Origin of the sequence: Citricoccus nitrophenolicus (genome assembly GCF_047305825.1) — a bacterium.
Classification (GTDB): Bacteria; Actinomycetota; Actinomycetes; order Actinomycetales; family Micrococcaceae; genus Citricoccus; species Citricoccus nitrophenolicus.
The window spans coordinates 3,216,079-3,234,250 of the sequence record NZ_CP063070.1 but is presented as its reverse complement, the minus strand read 5'-3'; the positions used below and the strand labels follow the sequence as shown (position 1 = coordinate 3,234,250).

General features: G+C 69.0%; 13 protein-coding genes and 2 tRNA genes. 7 read left to right on the top strand and 8 right to left on the bottom strand.

The features are described 5' to 3' along the window. Positions 1-35: 35 nt before the first annotated feature. The 8 genes from IMT31_RS14680 to ilvD all read right to left on the bottom strand — a co-directional run bounded on the left by IMT31_RS14680 (position 36) and on the right by ilvD (position 11,569). Complete coding sequence (locus IMT31_RS14680) at positions 36-1,190, bottom strand: branched-chain amino acid aminotransferase (protein WP_413543237.1); 1,155 nt, start codon at positions 1,188-1,190, stop codon at positions 36-38. A 30-nt stretch (positions 1,191-1,220) separates the two neighbouring features. Then, positions 1,221-2,339 carry a 3-isopropylmalate dehydrogenase gene (locus tag IMT31_RS14675; protein WP_413543236.1) on the bottom strand — a complete coding sequence of 373 codons (1,119 nt, stop codon included), beginning with the start codon at positions 2,337-2,339 and terminating at the stop codon, positions 1,221-1,223. Positions 2,340-2,425: 86 nt separating this feature from the next. Further along, positions 2,426-4,081 carry a methionine--tRNA ligase gene (metG, locus tag IMT31_RS14670; protein WP_345359097.1) on the bottom strand — a complete coding sequence of 552 codons (1,656 nt, stop codon included), beginning with the start codon at positions 4,079-4,081 and terminating at the stop codon, positions 2,426-2,428. Between the two features lie 82 nt (positions 4,082-4,163). Further along, a complete protein-coding gene (gene serA, locus IMT31_RS14665; RefSeq protein ID WP_345359094.1) occupies positions 4,164-5,762 on the bottom strand; it encodes a phosphoglycerate dehydrogenase in 1,599 nt (532 codons plus the stop codon). A 230-nt stretch (positions 5,763-5,992) separates the two neighbouring features. Beyond that, positions 5,993-7,024 (bottom strand): ketol-acid reductoisomerase, encoded by a 1,032-nt coding sequence (gene ilvC / locus IMT31_RS14660; protein WP_345359091.1) that lies wholly within the window; start codon positions 7,022-7,024, stop codon positions 5,993-5,995. Positions 7,025-7,076: 52 nt separating this feature from the next. Further along, on the bottom strand, positions 7,077-7,589 hold the full coding sequence (ilvN, locus tag IMT31_RS14655) for an acetolactate synthase small subunit (RefSeq protein ID WP_345359088.1): 513 nt from the start codon (positions 7,587-7,589) through the stop codon (positions 7,077-7,079). Between the two features lies 1 nt (position 7,590). Further along, complete coding sequence (locus IMT31_RS14650; protein ID WP_413544438.1) at positions 7,591-9,429, bottom strand: acetolactate synthase large subunit; 1,839 nt, start codon at positions 9,427-9,429, stop codon at positions 7,591-7,593. Between the two features lie 391 nt (positions 9,430-9,820). Beyond that, on the bottom strand, positions 9,821-11,569 hold the full coding sequence (gene ilvD, locus IMT31_RS14645; RefSeq protein WP_413543235.1) for a dihydroxy-acid dehydratase: 1,749 nt from the start codon (positions 11,567-11,569) through the stop codon (positions 9,821-9,823). Positions 11,570-11,656: 87 nt separating this feature from the next. On the opposite strand from ilvD, the gene IMT31_RS14640 reads away from it, so the two are divergent. The 7 genes from IMT31_RS14640 (at position 11,657) to IMT31_RS14610 (ending at position 18,157) form a co-directional block, all read left to right on the top strand. Further along, positions 11,657-12,124, top strand: coding sequence for a hypothetical protein (locus tag IMT31_RS14640; RefSeq protein WP_345359079.1), 468 nt, complete (start codon positions 11,657-11,659; stop codon positions 12,122-12,124). 148 nt (positions 12,125-12,272) lie between these two features. Further along, positions 12,273-12,348 (top strand) — tRNA-Lys (locus IMT31_RS14635). A gap of 199 nt (positions 12,349-12,547) precedes the next feature. Continuing rightward, a complete protein-coding gene (locus IMT31_RS14630; RefSeq protein ID WP_413543234.1) occupies positions 12,548-14,146 on the top strand; it encodes a M23 family metallopeptidase in 1,599 nt (532 codons plus the stop codon). Between the two features lie 42 nt (positions 14,147-14,188). Further along, positions 14,189-14,665: a thioredoxin-dependent thiol peroxidase gene (bcp, locus tag IMT31_RS14625; RefSeq protein WP_345359073.1), complete on the top strand. Its 477-nt coding sequence runs from the start codon at positions 14,189-14,191 to the stop codon at positions 14,663-14,665. An 80-nt stretch (positions 14,666-14,745) separates the two neighbouring features. Further along, positions 14,746-14,830, top strand: a tRNA-Leu gene (locus IMT31_RS14620). A gap of 61 nt (positions 14,831-14,891) precedes the next feature. Beyond that, a complete protein-coding gene (locus IMT31_RS14615; protein WP_413543233.1) occupies positions 14,892-16,619 on the top strand; it encodes an ABC transporter substrate-binding protein in 1,728 nt (575 codons plus the stop codon). A gap of 53 nt (positions 16,620-16,672) precedes the next feature. Then, positions 16,673-18,157, top strand: a complete 1,485-nt coding sequence (locus IMT31_RS14610; protein ID WP_413543232.1) for a malate:quinone oxidoreductase — start codon at positions 16,673-16,675, stop codon at positions 18,155-18,157. The last annotated feature ends 15 nt before the right edge of the window (positions 18,158-18,172 follow it).

Below are 18,172 nucleotides of genomic sequence, written 5' to 3'. Positions count from 1 at the left end.
CGGTGGGACGGACCCGGCGAACCGGGACCGCCGGCTCAGGCCAGCCGGTACAGCCAGCCGTGCCGGTCGTCACCGTGGCCGGTCTGCAGGGCCAGCAGCTCCCGGCGGATGTCCATGGCCACCGAGGTGGCAGGGTCCATGGCCGGCGACGCGAAGGAGTCCTCGCCATCCACCAGAGTCCCGATCGGGGTGATGACGGCCGCGGTGCCGCAGGCGAAGACCTCCGAGATCCTCCCGCTGGAGACACCCTCGCGCCACTCGTCCAGGGTGACCGTCCGCTCCACCACGTCCAAGCCGCGGTCCCGGCCCAGCTGCATCACGGAGGATCGCGTGACCCCCTCGAGGATGGTCCCGGTCAGCTCCGGGGTGACGAGGCTGCCGTCCTCGAGGACGAAGAACACGTTCATGCCCCCGAGCTCCTCCACCGCGTTCTCCCTGGTGGGATCCAGGAACAGCACCTGATCGCAACCGTGTGCGGAGGCCTCCAGCTGGGCGGCCAGGGAGGCGGCGTAGTTGCCACCGAACTTGGCGGCGCCCGTTCCCCCGTGCCCGGCACGGGCCAGCTCCCGGGAGACCCAGATGGAGACCGGCTTCAACTCGCCACCGAAGTAGTTGCCCGCCGGTGAGGCGATGACCTTGTAACCGATCTCGTGGGCCGGACGCACACCGAGGAACTCCTCCGTGGCGATCATGAAGGGCCGCAGGTACAGGGACTGGCCGTCCCCATCCGGCACCCACGCCTCGTCAGCGGACACCAGCCGGGTCAGGGACTCGAGGAAGAGGTCCTCGGGCAACTCCGGCAGGGCCAGGCGGCGGGCGGAGCGGTTCAGCCGCGCGGCGTTGGCCTGGGGCCTGAAGGTCCACACACTGCCGTCATCATGGCGGTAGGCCTTGAGCCCCTCGAAGACCTCCTGGGCGTAGTGGAACACCGCGGCGGCCGGTGCGAGGTTCAACGGGCCGTAGGGCTCTACGCGCGCATCGTGCCACGTCCCGCCGGAGTGGGGCGCCGCAGCGCCGTCACCGGTGGCCCGGGTCCAGTCGATGGCGACCATGTGGTCCGTGAAGTGGTTCCCGAAGCCGGGGTCTGCCAGGATCTCCCGGCGCCTCTCCGCGGGGGTGGGAGAGGGATGGGGCTGTTGGACGAATTCCAGGCTCACGGCGACTACTTCTTTCTGATCGGGTCCGTCCATCATAGGACCGGGGTGGACTGCCTCACAGCCTCACAATCGGCCGGCGATCCCGTCCCCGATCTGAGCGGTGGAGCGGGGCGCTGCCTGCCCCCCTGCGGTGGCGCGTGCCGCCAGGTCCTGCCAGACGGCCTCGTTGATGCGCCGGGCGGCCTCGGCGCGGCCCGCCTGTTCGAGCAGCAGTGCTGCCGAGAGGATGGCCGCCGTGGGATCCGCCTTCTGCTGACCGGCGATGTCCGGGGCGGAGCCGTGGACCGGTTCGAACATGGAGGGGGCGGTGCCGGAGATGTTCACGTTTCCGGAGGCTGCCAGGCCGATCCCGCCGGTGACGGCGGCGGCCAGGTCCGTGAGGATGTCCCCGAAGAGGTTGTCCGTGACGATCACGTCGAAACGGGCGGGGTCGGTGGTCAGGAAGATCGTTGCGGCGTCCACGTGCATGTAGTCGTGGGTGACCTGCGGGTACTCGGAGGCCACTGTGTCCACGGTCCGGCGCCACAGGTGGCCCGCGTGGACCAGGACGTTGTGCTTGTGCACCAGTGTCACGTGCTGGCGGGGGCGTTCGGCGGCCAGCGCGAAGGCATGACGCACCACCCGTTCCACGCCGAAGGCGGTGTTGACCGAGACCTCGGTGGCGATCTCCTGCGGGGTTCCGGTACGGATGGCCCCGCCGTTGCCCACGTAGGGCCCCTCGGTGCCCTCGCGCACCACCACGAAGTCGATGTCCCCGGGCTGGGACAGGGGGCTCACCACGCCCGGGTAGAGCTTGGAGGGACGCAGGTTGACGCCATGGTCCAGGGAGAACCGCAGCTTCAGCAGCAGGTCTCGCTCGATGAGCCCGGACGGAATGCGGGTGTCGTTCGGGGCAGCGCCCACGGCGCCGAAGAGGATCGCATCGTGGCCCCGCAGCTGATCCAACACCTCGTCGGTCAGGGTCTCCCCCGTCTCGAGCCAGTGAGTGGCACCGAGGGAGTACTCCGTGGTGGTGATCTCGGCGTCCCCGGCCGAAGCGGTGGCGGCCCGCATGACCTTGACCGCCTCGGCCGTGACCTCCGGTCCGATGCCGTCCCCACCGATCACGGCGAGGTCCAGCACTGCCGCCGGACCAGTGGTCGGGACAGCGTTCGGGGCGGGGGTGGTGGCTTCGTTCTCCATGCGCTCAGGCTAGGTGGCAGGGCGATAGAACGTCCACCATGCGGTCCTCACGTCCATATTCTGGACACCACCTCGGGACACCCGGCTCAGCCGGCGGCGTCCTCGGGATCCTCGTGACGGGGGAAGACCGGGGTCGGCGCGGGAAGGACCGTACCGGGCACCAGGGCAGCGTCCCAGGCCGCGAAGGACCGGGCACCGGTGCCCGAGGAACCGGTGCGGCCGGCGTCGCCGCTGGCCTGGACGCCGAGCAGGTCGAGCAGCTGCGTGGCCGAGCCGGGCATGACGGGCTGGGCCAGGAGCGCCACCCGGCGCACCGTCTCCAGCGTCACGTACAGCACCGTGGACATCCGCTCCGGATCGGTCTTGCGCAGCACCCAGGGCTGCTGCTCGGCGAAGTAGGCGTTGGCAGCCCCCAGCACGGCCCAGGTGGACTCGAGCGCGTGGTGGAAGTCCTGCACGGCATAGTCCGCACGGGCGGTGGCCAGCAGTGATGAGGCGGCCCCCAGCAGGGCATGGTCCGCCTCCGTGAACTCTCCCGGCTCCGGCACGGCACCGCCGAGGTTCTTGGCCACCATGGACAGGGAGCGCTGGGCCAGGTTGCCCAGGTTGTTCGCCAGGTCCGCGTTCTTGCGGCCCACCACGGCCTCGTGGTTGTACGAACCGTCGGCGCCGAAGGAGAACTCGCGCAGCAGGAAGAAGCGGACGGCGTCCAGCCCGTACCGGGACACCCAGTCTGCGGGAGCCACCACGTTGCCCAGGGACTTGGACATCTTCTCGCCATTGTTGTTCAGGAAGCCGTGGATCATCACGCGCCGCGGAAGCTCGAGCCCGGCGCTGAGCAGGAAGGCCGGCCAGAAGATGCAGTGGAACCGGGAGATGTCCTTGCCGATCACGTGCAGGTCGGCGGGCCAGTGGCGGCGGAACTGCTCGGAGTCCGTGTCCGGGAAGCCCGCGCCCGTCAGATAGTTCGTCAAGGCGTCCACCCAGACGTACATGACGTGGTCCTGCGTCGGCCGGTTGCCGGAGGCCTCGGACGGGGGCGGGACCGTGATGCCCCAGTCGAAGGACGTCCGCGAGATGGACAGGTCCTCCAGACCGGACTCCACGAAGCGGATGACCTCGTTGAACCGGTACTGGGGGCCGGAGAAGTCCGGCCTGCTGCGGTAGAGATCCAGCAAGGGCTCTTGGTACCTCGAGAGACGGAAGAAGTAGCTCTCCTCCTCGGTCCAGGTCACCTCGGTCCCGGTCTCCGCCGCGTAGCGCTGACCGTCCTCACGAACCTCGGTCTCGTCCTCGGCGAAGAACCGTTCGTCCCGGACCGAGTACCAACCGGCGTAGTGGTCCAGATAGATGTCCCCGGCGGCCTCCATGCGCCGCCAGATCGCCTGGCTCGCCAGGTGGTGGTCCTGCTCCGTGGTGCGGATGAACCGGTCATAGGAGATGTCCAGGACCTCGTCGTCCATCCGCTGGAAGGCGGACGAATTGCGGGTGGCCAGCTCCAGGGGGGTGATCCCCTCGCGCTCGGCCGTCTGGGCCATCTTCTGGCCGTGCTCGTCCGTGCCCGTCAGGAAATAGACGTCCTTGCCGTCCAACCGCTGGAAGCGGGCCATGACATCCGTGCCCACCATCTCGTAGGCGTGGCCGATGTGCGGCTCGCCGTTGGGGTAGTGGATGGCGGTCGTCAGGTAGTACGGCTCCTGCGGCCGAGTCTGGTTCAGGGGGTCATTCACCGGAGAAGTCACCCATCGAATCTATCGCATGGCCGGTGCCCCGTGGCGCGTTGGGCCTCGCCCCCGCAACGATCCTCCGTCTCAGTCCCCGGTCTCAGTCCTCGAGATCGATCTCGGCCATCTTCGAGGCTCCGATCGCCTGGCCGAGCTCCTCGGCCACTCCTGCCGGCAGCGCCGCATCCAGGGTCAGCAGGGCCAGGGCCTCGCCGCCCTCGACCTGCCGGGAGACGTCCATGCCGGCGATGTTGACGCCGGCGTCCCCGAGGACCTTGCCGATGGTGCCGATGACCCCGGGACGGTCGGCGTAGCGGAACACCAGCAGGTGCTCGGCCAGCGGGACCTCCAGCTCATAGCCGTCGATCCCCACGACCTTCTGGACCTGCTTGGGCCCGGTCAGGGTGCCGGCCACGGAGAGCTGCGTGCCGTTCGAGGTGGCGCCCTTGACGGTGACCGTGTTGCGGTAGGCCGGGGACTCGGCGGTGGTGGTCAGCCGTGACTCCACGCCACGCTGCTCGGCCAGCACCGGGGCATTGACATAGGAGACCTGATCCGAGACCACGTCCGTGAACACGCCCTTGAGTGCCGCCAGCTGCAGCGACTTCACGTCCTTGTCCGCGATCTCCCCGGCCACCTCCAGCTCCACCACGGTGAGGGAATCCCCCGTGGACAGGGCGGTGAGGATGCGGCCGAGCTTCTCGGCCAGCGGGATCCCGGGGCGGACGTCCTCGTGGATGACGCCGCCGGCCACGTTGACGGCGTCCGGGACGAGCTCCCCGGCCAGGGCCAGGCGCACGGACTTGGCCACGGACACCCCTGCCTTCTCCTGTGCCTCGGTGGTGGAGGCCCCCAGGTGCGGGGTGACCACCGCCTGGTCATGGGCGAAGAAGGGCAGGTCCAGGGCGGGCTCGGAGGAGAACACGTCGATCGCTGCGCCGCCGATGCTGCCGGCGGTCAGGGCGCGGTCCAGCGCCTCTTCGTCGATCAGCCCGCCGCGGGCCACGTTCACCACACAGGCGGTGTCCTTCATGATCCGGAACTGCTCGTCCGAGATCATGCCGATGGTCTCCGGCGTCTTGGGCATGTGGATGGTGAGGAAGTCGGCCTCGGCCAGCAGCTCGTCCAGGGAGAGCAGCCGGGCGCCGATCTGCTGGGCGCGGGCGGAGGTGACGTACGGGTCGTAGGCCAGGATCTCCATGCCGAAGGAGCGCATCCGCTCGGCCACGAGGGAGCCGATGCGGCCCAGCCCGATGATGCCGAGCTTCTTCTCATACAGCTCGACGCCCGAGTACTTGGAGCGCTTCCACTCCCCGCCCTTGAGCGCCCGGTTGGCCGGGGCGATGTTGCGGGCCACGCCCAGGATGTGACCGCACGTGAGTTCCGCGGCGGAGAGGATGTTGGAGGTGGGCGCATTGACCACCATGACGCCGGCCTGGGTGGCCGCCTTGGTGTCCACGTTGTCCAGCCCGACGCCGGCGCGGGCGATGACCTTCAGGTTCGGGGCCGCCGCGATGGCCTCGGCGTCCATCTTCGTGGCCGAGCGGACCAGTACGGCGTTGGCCTCCGGCAGGGCGGCCAACAGCTGGGCCCGGTCCGATCCGTCCGTGTTCCTGATCTCGAAGTCCGGACCGAGCGCGTCCACCGTGGCCGGGGAGAGTTCTTCAGCAATGAGGACAACGGGCTTGGTCTCAGACACGGATCAGTCACCTTCGGGTAGTCAGGGATGCCGACCGCGCTGGATCGGGTCGGCCGTTTCGATTCTAGGGGTAGGCAAGGGGTGGTCGGCGGCGGGCCGCATGGCGGCCTGCGGACCGGCCCGAGGGACGATGGCGGCCCTCCGCCGACGCTTTCAGCCGACTTCGCGTGGGTACCGGGCTCGGTGACCCACGCGAAGTCGACTGCAAGCGTTCAATGGTGCCCGCGCGATCAGCGGGCCGCGGTGCCCTCGGTGTAGTCGTCGTCCGAGTCCTTGAGCCAGGAGAACATCTCGCGCAGCTCGCGTCCGGTCTTCTCGATCGGGTGGGACTCACCCTGCTGGCGCAGCTTCTTGAACTCCGGGGCGCCGGCGGCCTGGTCATCCATGAAGCGCTTGGCGAAGGTGCCGTCCTGGATGTCCGCCAGCACGGCCTTCATGTTCTCCTTGACCGAGGGATCGATCACGCGCGGGCCGGAGACGTAGTCCCCGTACTCTGCGGTGTCGGAGACGGACCAGCGCTGCTTGGCGATGCCGCCCTCCACCATCAGGTCCACGATGAGCTTGAGCTCGTGCAGCACCTCGAAGTAGGCGATCTCCGGCTGGTAGCCGGCCTCGGTCAGGGTCTCGAAGCCGTACTGGACCAGCTGGGAGGCGCCACCGCAGAGCACGGCCTGCTCGCCGAAGAGATCGGACTCGGTCTCCTCGGTGAAGGTGGTCTCGATGACACCGGCGCGGGTGCCGCCGATGCCCTTGGCGTAGGCCAGGGCCAGGTTCTTGGCGTTGCCGGTGGCGTCCTGCTCCACGGCGACCAGCGCCGGGACGCCGCGGCCGGCCTCGAACTCGCGGCGGACCACGTGGCCCGGGCCCTTCGGCGCCACGAGGGCGACGTCCACGCCGGCCGGCGGCTGGATGTAGCCGAAGCGGATGTTGAAGCCGTGAGCGAAGAACAGGGCGTCGCCGTCCTGCAGGTTCGGGGCGATGTGCTCGTTGTAGACGGCGCCCTGGACCTGGTCCGGGGTGAGGATCATGATCAGGTCGGCCTCGGCAGCGGCCTCGGCCACGGAGACGACGCGCAGGCCCTCGGACTCGGCCTTGGCGCGGGACTTCGATCCCTCCGCGAGGCCGATGCGGACATCGACGCCGGAGTCGCGCAGGCTCAGGGAGTGTGCGTGGCCCTGCGAGCCGTAGCCGATCACGGCGACGGTGCGGCCCTGGATGATCGACAGGTCGGCGTCGTCTTCGTAGTACTTGGTGGTCGACACAGGAGTTCTCCTCTTGTTGGGGGTGATATTGACGTTGGTCGGATCCGGAGGATCAGTTCTTGGGCAGGGCGCGGTCGGTCATCGACTTGCCGCCACGTCCCACAGCGATGGTGCCGGAGCGCACGAGCTCCCGGATCCCGAAGGGCTCCAGGACCTCGAGCAGGGCGGAGAGCTTGTCCCCGGCCCCGGTGGCCTCGATGGTGACCGAGTCCGTGGACACATCCACCACGGAGGCTCGGAAGAGCTCGACTGCCTGGACCACTTGGGACCTGGACGCGGCATCGGACCGGACCTTGACCAACAGGTGGTCACGCTGGACAGAGGCGTCGGCGGCCAGCTCGACCACCTTGATGACGTTGATCAGCTTGTTCAGCTGCTTGGTGACCTGTTCCAACAGGTCGCCCTCGGCGTCCACCACCACGGTGATGCGGGACAGGCCCTCGATCTCCGAGGTGCCCACTGCCAGGGAGTGGATGTTGAAGGCGCGCCGGGCGAAGAGGCTGGCCACGCGCGTCAACACGCCCGGGACGTCCTCCACCAGTACGGACAGTGTGTGCCTTGCCATGTCAGTCCTCCTCGTCCCAGTCCGGGGTCATGTCCTTGGCCACCTGGATCTCACTGTTGGAGACACCCGAGGGGACCATCGGCCAGACCATCGAGTCGCGGGAGACCACGAAGTCCACCACCACCGGACGGTCCGTGACGGCCAGGGCCTGTTCGATCGTGGCGTCCAGGTCCTCCTCACGTTCGCACCGGAGTCCGACGCATCCGTAGGCCTCGGCGAGCTTGACGAAGTCGGGCACCCGGATGGTGTCGTGCCCCGTGTTCAGGTCCGTGTTGGAGTAGCGGGACTCGTAGAACAGGGTCTGCCACTGACGGACCATGCCCAGGGACGAGTTGTTGATGATCGCCACCTTGATGGGGATCTGGTTGATCAGGCAGGTGGCCAGCTCCTGATTGGTCATCTGGAAGCAGCCGTCACCGTCGATCGCCCAGACCACGCGGTCCGGGTTGCCGACCTGGGCGCCCATGGCGGCCGGGACGGAGAAGCCCATGGTCCCGAGCCCCGCCGAGTTCAGCCACTGGTGGGGGCGTTCGTACTTCACGAACTGGCTGGCCCACATCTGGTGCTGTCCCACGCCGGCCACGTAGACGGCCTCCGAACCGGAGTGCGCCGAGAGCCGTTCGATGACCTTCTGCGGGCTCATCAACCCGTCCTCCGTGGGTGTGTAGCCCATGGGGTAGGTCTCCCGCACACGGTCCAGCGTGGTCCACCACGCGCTCAGGTCCGGGGACCCCGACTCGGTGTGGGCGTCCCGCACCGCATCGGACAGCTCGGGGATGATCTCCTTGACCGAACCGACGATCGGGACATCTGCCGCGCGGTTCTTCGAGATCTCCGCCGGATCGATGTCCGCGTGGATGACCTTGGCCTTGGGTGCGAAGCTCGAGAGCTGCCCCGTGACGCGGTCGTCGAATCGCGCGCCGAGCGTGATGAGCAGGTCGGACATCTGCAGGGCGGACACCGCGGCCACGGAGCCGTGCATCCCCGGCATGCCCAGATGCTGGTCATGGGAGTCAGGAAAGACGCCGCGAGCGGTCAGGGTGGTCACCACGGGCGCGCCGGTGAGCTCAGCCAGCTCGGCCAGCTCCACACTCGCGTGTCCACGGGAGACTCCCCCGCCCACGTAGAGCACGGGGCGCTCGGCCTGCTGGATCAGCCGTGCGGCCTCACGCACCTGCTTGGAGTGGCCCCGCAGCACGGGGCGGTAGCCGGGAAGGTCGATCCGCGGCGGCCAGGAGAACTCCATGGCCCCCTGCTGGGCGTCCTTGGCCACGTCGATCAGCACGGGACCGGGACGGCCCGTGGTGGCGATGTGGAAGGCCTCGGACAGGGCCTGAGGGATCTCCTGGGCGTCGGTGATGAGCCGGGAGTGCTTGGTGATCGGCATGGTGATGCCCACGATGTCCGCCTCCTGGAAGGCGTCGGTGCCGATCGCGGCCGAGGCCACCTGGCCCGTGATGAACACACAGGCCTGCGAGTCCATGTGGGCGTCCGCGATCGCCGTGACCAGATTGGTGGCACCGGGGCCGGAGGTCGCGATGGCCACGCCGGGCCGGCCGGAGGCCAGGTAGTACCCCTGGGCCGCGTGGCCCGCCCCCTGCTCGTGCCGGACGAGGACATGGCGGATGACGGTGGAGTCCATCAGCGGGTCATACGTCGGCAGGATCGCCCCGCCGGGTAGCCCGAAGACGTCGGTGACGCCCAGCTCCTCCAGAGCCCGCACGATCGCCTGGGAACCGGTCATCTGCACCGGCCCGACCACGTGGTTCGGCCCCGGGACCAGGCTGTCCGCCGTGGACTCGGTCTTGTCCCGCTTGTCACGGGCTGCATGGGATGGCATCACCGATGGGGTGACGCGTGATCCGTTACTCATGTGCTGTGCCTCTTCGTCACTGCTTGTCCGATGGCGGCTGGTGCGCCTTGGGTGCCGGCCCGGGTGTCCCCCGGTCCGCCCGCCTCACGGCGGGGAAACCTGTGGAGCCGATGTGGTGGCCGACCCCGTTCCGCTTCCCCAACAAAAAAACCCCGACGGCGGCCGGTCGGCCTACTCGGGGTCTGGCGCCTGGCGACGGGCGGACCCGCCGTACCGAACCGTGGTTCAGGCCAGGCGCTGGATAACGACGACTCGTCGCGTGTTGGACATGCATCCAGTATCCCCGAGGTGGTGCTGATGGTGTCAATCTACCGGACAGCCGTCTCATTATCTGAGACGGCTGTCCGGTCTGTGGACGTCAGCCGAGGTAGGCGCCCTCTGCGGCAGAGTGCACCAGCTTGGCGTACTTGCCGAGGACTCCCGTGGTGAACTTCGGCGGGATGGGCTCCCACCCGTCCTGGCGGGCCTCCAGCTCGTCGGCCGGGACCAGCAGGTCGATGGTCCGGGCCGCGATGTCCACACGGATGGTGTCCCCGTCGCGCACGAAGGCGATGGGGCCGCCGTCGGACGCCTCGGGAGCCACGTGACCGATGCACAGTCCGGTGGTGCCGCCGGAGAAGCGCCCGTCCGTCAGGAGCAGGACGTCCTTGCCGAGGCCTGCACCCTTGATGGCCCCGGTGATCGCGAGCATCTCGCGCATCCCCGGACCGCCCTTGGGGCCCTCGTAGCGGATGACCACCACGTCACCGGCCTGCAGCTCATCCGCCTCCAGGGCGTCCATGGCCTGGCGCTCGCGCTCGAAGACGCGGGCGGTGCCCTCGAAGACGTCGGCGTCGAAGCCGGCGGACTTCACCACGGCGCCCTCCGGGGCCAGGGACCCCTTGAGGACGGCGAGCCCACCGTTGTGATGCAGCGGGTCGTCCAGCGCGCGCAGGACCTTGCCATCCAGGCTCGGCGGGGTGATCTCCGCCAGGTTCTCGGCCACGGTCCTGCCCGTGACGGTCAGCGCATCGCCGTGGATGAGACCGGCGTCCAGCAGGGCCTTCATGACCACGGGCACACCGCCGACCCTGTCCACATCCGTCATCACATACTGACCGAAGGGCTTGAGGTCGCCCAGGTGCGGCACCTTGTCCCCGATGCGGTTGAAGTCGTCCAACTGCAGGTCCACGCCGGCCTCGCGGGCGATGGCCAGCAGGTGCAGCACGGCATTGGAGGATCCGCCGAACGCCATGGTCACGGCGATGGCGTTCTCGAAGGCCTTCTTGGTCAGGATGTCCCGGGAGGTGATCCCCAGACGCAGCAGGTTCACCACGGCCTCACCGGACTTGCGGGAGAACGCGTCCCGCCGCCGGTCCGCCGAGGGCGGCGCGGCGGAGCCGGGCAGGGACATGCCGAGGGCCTCACCGATGCAGGCCATGGTGTTGGCCGTGTACATGCCGCCGCAGGCACCCTCGCCGGGGCAGATGGCCCGCTCGATGGTGTCCAGGTCCTTCTCGCTCATCAGCCCACGGGCGCAGGCTCCCACGGCCTCGAAGGCGTCGATCAGGGTGACCTGCTTCTCGGTGCCGTCCTCCATCGTGGCGTAGCCGGGCATGGTGGAGCCGGCATAGATGAAGACGCTGGACACGTCCAGGCGGGCCGCGGCCATGAGCATGCCCGGCAGGGACTTGTCGCAGCCGGCGAGCAGGACGGAGCCGTCGAGGGCCTCTGCCTGCATCACGGTCTCCACGGAGTCGGCGATGACCTCCCGCGAGACGAGCGAGTAGTGCATGCCGTCATGGCCCATGGAGATGCCGTCCGAGACGGAGATGGTGCCGAACTCGAGTGGGTAGCCGCCCCCGGCGTGGACCCCCTCCTTGGAGGCCTGTGCGAGGCGGTCCAGGGAGAGGTTGCAGGGGGTGATCTCGTTCCAGGAGCTGGCGATGCCGATCTGGGGCTTGGCGAAGTCGTCGTCGCCCATCCCGACCGCCCGGAGCATGCCGCGCGCGGGGGCTCGCTCCATGCCGTCGGTGACCGCTCGGGAGCGGGGCTTGATGTCCGGGGCGGAGGCGTCGTTGCCGGCGGGCTCCCCGGGGAGGGTGCTGTCTGCGGTGGGGCTGGTCATGAGGTCCATCCTAGGACTGTCGCCCCCCGGACATGGCGCACGTGACATGGCGATGTCCGGTGGGCGGCTCCTCCGTAGACTGGGGCCATGGACGGCGAGGACCTCAAGTACCTGCTCCGTGGGGCCTTCGACTCCCGGGTCATCAATCACGGAGACTTCAACCTGGTCTACGGGCAGCCCTCGGGGGCCGGAAATCCCTGGACCATCGGCTACCGACGCCAGCCCCTCGAGTTGCTGCTGTGCCCCGTGGACCTCGATGCCCTCCCAGGGGCCCAGGACGAGCAGCCCATCGCCACGGTGGCCCTCGGCAATGTGGCGACCCTCGCGGACACCGGCACCGGGTACCAGGTGGAGACCGTCACCGGCTTCCGCACCTGGTTCGAGGTCAGCAGCACCCCTCGCGTGCCCCTGACCGAGAGCCTCCGGGACCTGCTGACCGGCAGGGTCCCCAGCGAGGACGACTCCCTCGTGATCGAGCAGGGGCAGGACGCCGAGGACTTCCACCAGTTCATGTCCTATTTCATGGACACCCTCGACTCGTACTACGAGGTGTAGTCGAGATGTAGTCGAAGAGGAGGGAAGGAGGGGCGTAGTCACGGCGAGGGCGGCGGACGGACCCCGACCTCTCCGATTTCGCATCCACCGGGATCCTCTGGTAATGTTTTTCCTCGTTGCACCGGCCGATTGCCGGTCCAGCAGGCCAGCACCTCTAGCTCAACTGGCAGAGCAATTGACTCTTAATCAATGGGTTCCGGGTTCGAGTCCCGGGGGGTGCACCACCGCAGCAGAACCATCAGGACCCCGGTCGTCGGACCGGGGTCCTCGTGGTTTCAACACCCTGCCGGCGCCCACCGCCTCACCTTGTGAGATACGACACGCCCGGCGCACCTTCCGTTCACCTTCAGGTCTACCTCCCGTGGCCGAAGCGTGCCACGCTATCGGAGTATCACTCATGGACTGAAGCGGGAGGTTCACCGGATGGTGAAGCGTGGATGGGCGCCCGCAGGAGCAGCCGCGGCGGCACTGGTACTCGTGGCCGCCTCTGGGGGAATCAGCCCCACAGCTGCCCTGCCGTCCGGCGGTTCCTCCGCCGGCATGGCCGGGGAACCTCGGGGCACCACGGCGGCCGTCGCCGATGACACCGTGGACGGTGGGCTGGTCGCCCGGACCCAACAGTCCACTCTGTTCCCCGGGTCCCTCTCCGACTCCTTCGGCCCGCCTGCTGACCGCGGGGTCGACGGCGGCCCTGCCGGTTCCCTCGCGCCCGCCGTCTCCGCCACCTTCGCCTCGGTACGCGGCGCCTATCCCGGTTCCCTCGTGGTGCTCTCGGCCGCCCAGCTGCAGACCCTGCAGGAGCGGAACGGCGAATTCGAGGACAGCTCCGAGGAGGCCCCTGCCTCGGTCCACCGTGGCTCCGTGCCGGACCTCGGCGTGGAGCTGGACCACCCCGTCTCCGGTCCCGTCCACCTGAGTTCGCCCTTCGGCTGGCGGATCAACCCCACGCGGGTGGGGCCGGCGGTGCAGTTCCACATCGGTCAGGACTACCCGGTGGCCTGCGGAACGCCGGTCCATGCGGCGGCGGACGGGACCGTCCGCTTCGCCGCGGACCGCGGCACTTCCGGACTGCGAGTGGACCTCGACCACGCTGAGGGTTTGTCCACGGCCTACCACCACAACTCCGCACTGTTGGTATCCCCGGGGGACACGGTTGCCCGCGGGGATGTGATCGCCCTCGCAGGCACCACGGGCAATTCCACCGGCTGCCACGTCCACTTCGGCATCACCGTGGATGGCCGCTACGTGGATCCCGCCCAGCTCCTGCCCGCTGTGGCCGGCCAGCCCGCAGCCCTGACCGCCGAGGAGCTGAAGAGGGTGCGTCAGGCGGCCCGCACCGTCACCCCACCACCGGCCACCCCGCCGAAGCAGGCCGCCGGCCCAGGGGACGCCGACCGCCGGGCCGCCGACGGCAGGACCGCGCAGGAACGTCCGGACACCACGCCCCCCGCCAACAATGCCCCGGCGGCCACGGCAAAGGCGAGCAGCAAGCCTTCCTCCAGGCCTACCGCCAAGCCGACCTCGAAGCCCAGCCGCAAACCGACGTCGAAGCCCAGCAGCAAGCCGACCTCGAAGCCCAGCAGCAAGCCGACCTCGAAACCCACGTCCCCGGCGCCCACGGATCCGACGCCGACTCCGAATCCGTCCCGGCCCACAGACCCGGCTCCCACGCCGACTCCGGAACCGACACCGACCCCGGACCCGACTCCCACGCCGACTCCGGAACCGCCCGCACCCACCGATCCTGAGACCCCGGCGCCGCCGGCTCCCCCCGCGCTGACGGACGAGGAGGCGGCACGCTGGTGCGTCGCCCTGGACCCGGAGGACCTCGAGGGCGAGTCTGTGGTCATCACCGCCGAGACCGTGCTGACGGAGATCATCGCGGTGCTCGACGCGGAGGACGACCCCGAACTCGTGAACCGGGAGTTGCTCGAGGAGGTCGATCCCGCGGCAGCGTGGCTGGAGTCGCTCCCCCTGTGCTCCGACGAGGAGTTCCTGGAGTCGACCGCCGCTGGCGACTGACGACATCACCGGGTCCCCTCCCGACGACCTACAGTGGACGGCATGACTGAACAGCACCGCCTCGCCCCTGGCGATACCGCCCCCGCCTTCACACTCACGGACCAGGACGGCGGCACGGTTGCCTCGTCCGACCTCCTCGGCCGGCGGGTCATCGTGTACTTCTACCCGGCCGCTGCCACACCCGGGTGCACCACTCAGGCGTGTGACTTCCGGGACAGCCTCAACGCCTTCGCCACAGAGGGATTCACCGTGGTGGGGATCTCCCCTGACGCCCCCGCCAAGCTCAAGTCCTTTGCCGAGAAGGAGGGCCTGACCTTCCCGCTGCTCTCGGACGAGGACCACGCCGTGGCCGAGGCCTACGGCGCCTGGGGCGAGAAGAAGAACTACGGCCGCACCTACGAGGGCCTGATCCGCTCCACCGTGGTCATCGACCCCGACGGCAGGGTGGAGCTGGCGCAGTACAACGTCCGCGCCACTGGACACGTGGCCAAGCTCCGCCGGGACCTCTCACTCGCCTGAGCCGTCTCCCCCGCCCGCCCCGGCCGACGTCGCCGTCCCCAACGGGTAAGATGGGCCGTTGTCCCCGCCTGACGGGGCTTGCGGGCGTGGCGGAATTGGCAGACGCGCTGGATTTAGGTTCCAGTGTCTTCGGACGTGGGGGTTCAAGTCCCCCCGCCCGCACCACCAGCACCCCAGTCCTCGACCCCAGTTCCGTCCCCGATCCGCCGCAGGGAGGCCCGGACGCGTGGAGATCTCACGCCGCACCGTCATCACGTCCCTGGCAGTCGCATTCGTCCTGCCGATGACCGGATGCGCCGCCCAGGTCCGCAGCGAGTCGGTGTCAGAGACCTCGGGGTCGGCCCCGCGTGAGCCGGAGACTCCAGCCACCATCCCGGTGACCATCGGTGTCCCGGCACGGCCGCTGTCCCTCGACCCCGCCCTGACGGTGGACGCCGAGTCCCACCGCAGCACCCGTCAGGTCCTGGAGACCCTGCTCGGCGTCGACCCCGACACCGGCGCCCCCATCCCCCAGCTCGCCAGTCAGTGGAGGGCGACTGATGACGGCCTGCGCTACACGTTCTCCCTCGCCCCGGACGTCGTCTTCCATGACGGAACCCCCCTCACAGCGGAGGTGGTGGCCGCCAACTTCGAACGGTGGTCACGCCTGCCCGAGCTCCTCGGCCAGGACCGGATGGACCTGCTACCCCGTTTGGCGTTCGCCTCGGTCTTCGGTGGCTACCGGGGCGATGAACAGTGCCGCTACGTGGAGTGCCAGACGGTCGGCGAGAGGACGGTGTCCCTCGTCCTGTCCGAGCCCATCGTCTTCCTCGCGGCGGCGCTCACCTCACCACCCTTCGCCCTGAGCTCCCCCGGCTCCTGGGATGCCTTCGACCAGGCGCTGGAGGACACCTCGCCGGAGAGCCTGCCGGCCGCCCTCCCCGCCGGTACCGGGCCGTTCCGCTGGGGCGTGCCGCCTGACAGTGACGGTGAGGGCCAGCCTGACGGGGCGGACGAGGCGGCTCCGCTCGTGTTGGACGTGGTGCCGGACTATCGCCACGGTCCCTCGCCCGTCGGCCCCGTCCACCTGGCCGTGGTCTCAGGTGCCCGGCAGCGGCTCCGTGAGCTGCGCCGCGGCCGGCTGGACGCCTTCGACTACGTCACCCCGGCCACCCTCCGCCCCCTCGTCCAGGGCGGTGCGCAGGTACTCCAGCGGGATCCCTTCTCCGTGCTGTACCTCGGCATGAATGTGCAGCACCCTGTGCTGGGACAGCTCTACGTCCGGCAGGCCGCTGCGCACGCCATCGATCGCCGGGCCCTCGCCGAACAACACTTCCTCGCGGGGTCCGGCCCCGCAGACGAGTTCGTCCCCCTCTCCCTGGGCGTGACCAACCCGGAGCTGACCACCTACAACTACGACAGGGAGCGGGCCCGGAACCTGCTCGAGCTGGCCGGTTACCGGGGCGAGCCGCTGCCCTTCCTCTACCCGGTGCAGACCTCGCGCCCCTACCTGCCGTCCCCGGAACCGGTCTACGCGCAGATCGCTGAGGATCTCGCCCGCGTCGGTTTCGTCCTGGAGCCGGTGCCCGTCGCGTGGGAGGACGGCTACCTGGAACGGATCCCCGCGGACACGGACCGCGCCTTCCACCTGCTGGGACGCACCGGAGAGTACCGAGATCCCCATCACTTCCTCGAGCCCCTCTTCGGTGCGCACGCGTCCGAGTTCGGGTACAGCAATTCCCTGGTGGTGGAGAACCTCGGCCGGGCGGCGACGACCTCCAACAGGGAGACCAGGAACACCCTGTACCGGCGGGTTGCGGAGTCCGTCGCGCTGGACCTGCCGGCCCTGCCGCTGGTCTCTCCGATCTCCGCCGTGGCCTCTGGTCACGATCTGGTCTCCTACCCGACCTCTCCGGTCCTGGACGAGCGATTCGACCGGATCGTCCCCGTGGATCAGACGACTCCGGGCCGGTAGTAAAGTCAGACGAAGACCCCAGAACACCCCAACCGTTACCCCGGGAGAGAATCGTGACCCAGCAGTCTGCCGCAACCACCTACGACGTTGTCCTGGTGGGGGGTGGCATCATGAGCGCCACGCTGGGAACCCTCCTGCAGCAGCTCCAGCCGGACTGGTCCATCGCACTCTTCGAGAATCTGAACCAGGCCGGCCTCGAGGCCTCCGACCCCTGGAACAACGCCGGCACCGGACACGCTGCCCTGTGCGAACTCAATTACTCCCCCCGCGGCGCAGACGGCACCGTCGACCCGGCCAAGGCCGTGGGCATCAACGAGCGGTTCCAGGTGACCCGCCAGTTCTGGTCCTACCTGGTGAAGGAGGGCAAGATCGGTGACCCGAAGACCTTCATCAACCCCCTGCCGCACATGAGCTTCGTCTGGGGCGATGACCACGCCGAATACCTCAAGACCCGGCATGCCTCGCTCAGCCAGCAGCCGCTGTTCGAGACCATGGAGTACTCAGAGGACCCGGACACCATCCGCGAGTGGGCCCCCCTGCTGGTCGACGGCAGGAAGGGCGGACAACGTCTGGCCGCCTCCCGCCAGACCAACGGGACGGACGTGGACTTCGGCTCGCTGACCCGCCAGCTGACCACGAACCTCACCAACTCCGGCGTGGACGTGCGCTTCGGCCACCAGGTCAACTCGGTGGATCGCGGAACGGACGGCCGCTGGGAGCTCAAGGTCAAGAACAAGGCCGCCGGGGAGACCTCCACCGCGCGGGCCCGCTTCGTCTTCCTCGGTGCCGGCGGCGGCGCCCTGCACCTGCTGCAGTCCTCCGGCATCCCCGAGTCCAAGGGCTTCGGAGGGTTCCCCGTCTCCGGCAAGTTCCTGCGGTGCACCGACGAGACGATCGTCAACCAGCACATGGCCAAGGTCTACGGCCAGGCCTCCGTGGGCGCCCCACCGATGTCCGTACCCCACCTGGACACCCGCTTCGTGGACGGCCGCCGCTCCCTGCTGTTCGGACCCTACGGCGGCTTCTCCTCGAACTTCCTGAAGTCCAGCTCCTACCTCGACCTGCCCCTGTCCGTACGCCCACACAACCTGTTGCCCATGCTCAACGTGGCCAAGGACAACGTGGGCCTGGTCAAGTACCTCATCACCGAGGTCACCAAGAGCCAGTCCAAGAAGATGGAGGCCCTGCAGGACTTCTACCCCCTGGCGGACGGCGCCGACTGGGAGATGATCACCGCAGGACAGCGTGTGCAGGTCATGAAGAAGGACCCGAAGAAGGGTGGCGTGCTGCAGTTCGGGACCGAGGTCGTCACGGCCGCTGACGGATCGATCGGTGCCCTGCTCGGCGCCTCCCCGGGTGCCTCGACGGCTGCCCCGATCATGGTCGACCTGCTCGAGCGCTGCTTCCCCGCGAAGATGGACGCCTGGAAGCCGAAGCTGCAGGAGATGATCCCGTCCCTCGGCCACCGGCTCAACGAGGACCGGACCCTCATGGACGAGGTCGAACAGGCCACCGTCACCGCCCTCAAGCTGGCCTGACCGGCCCGGCTCACC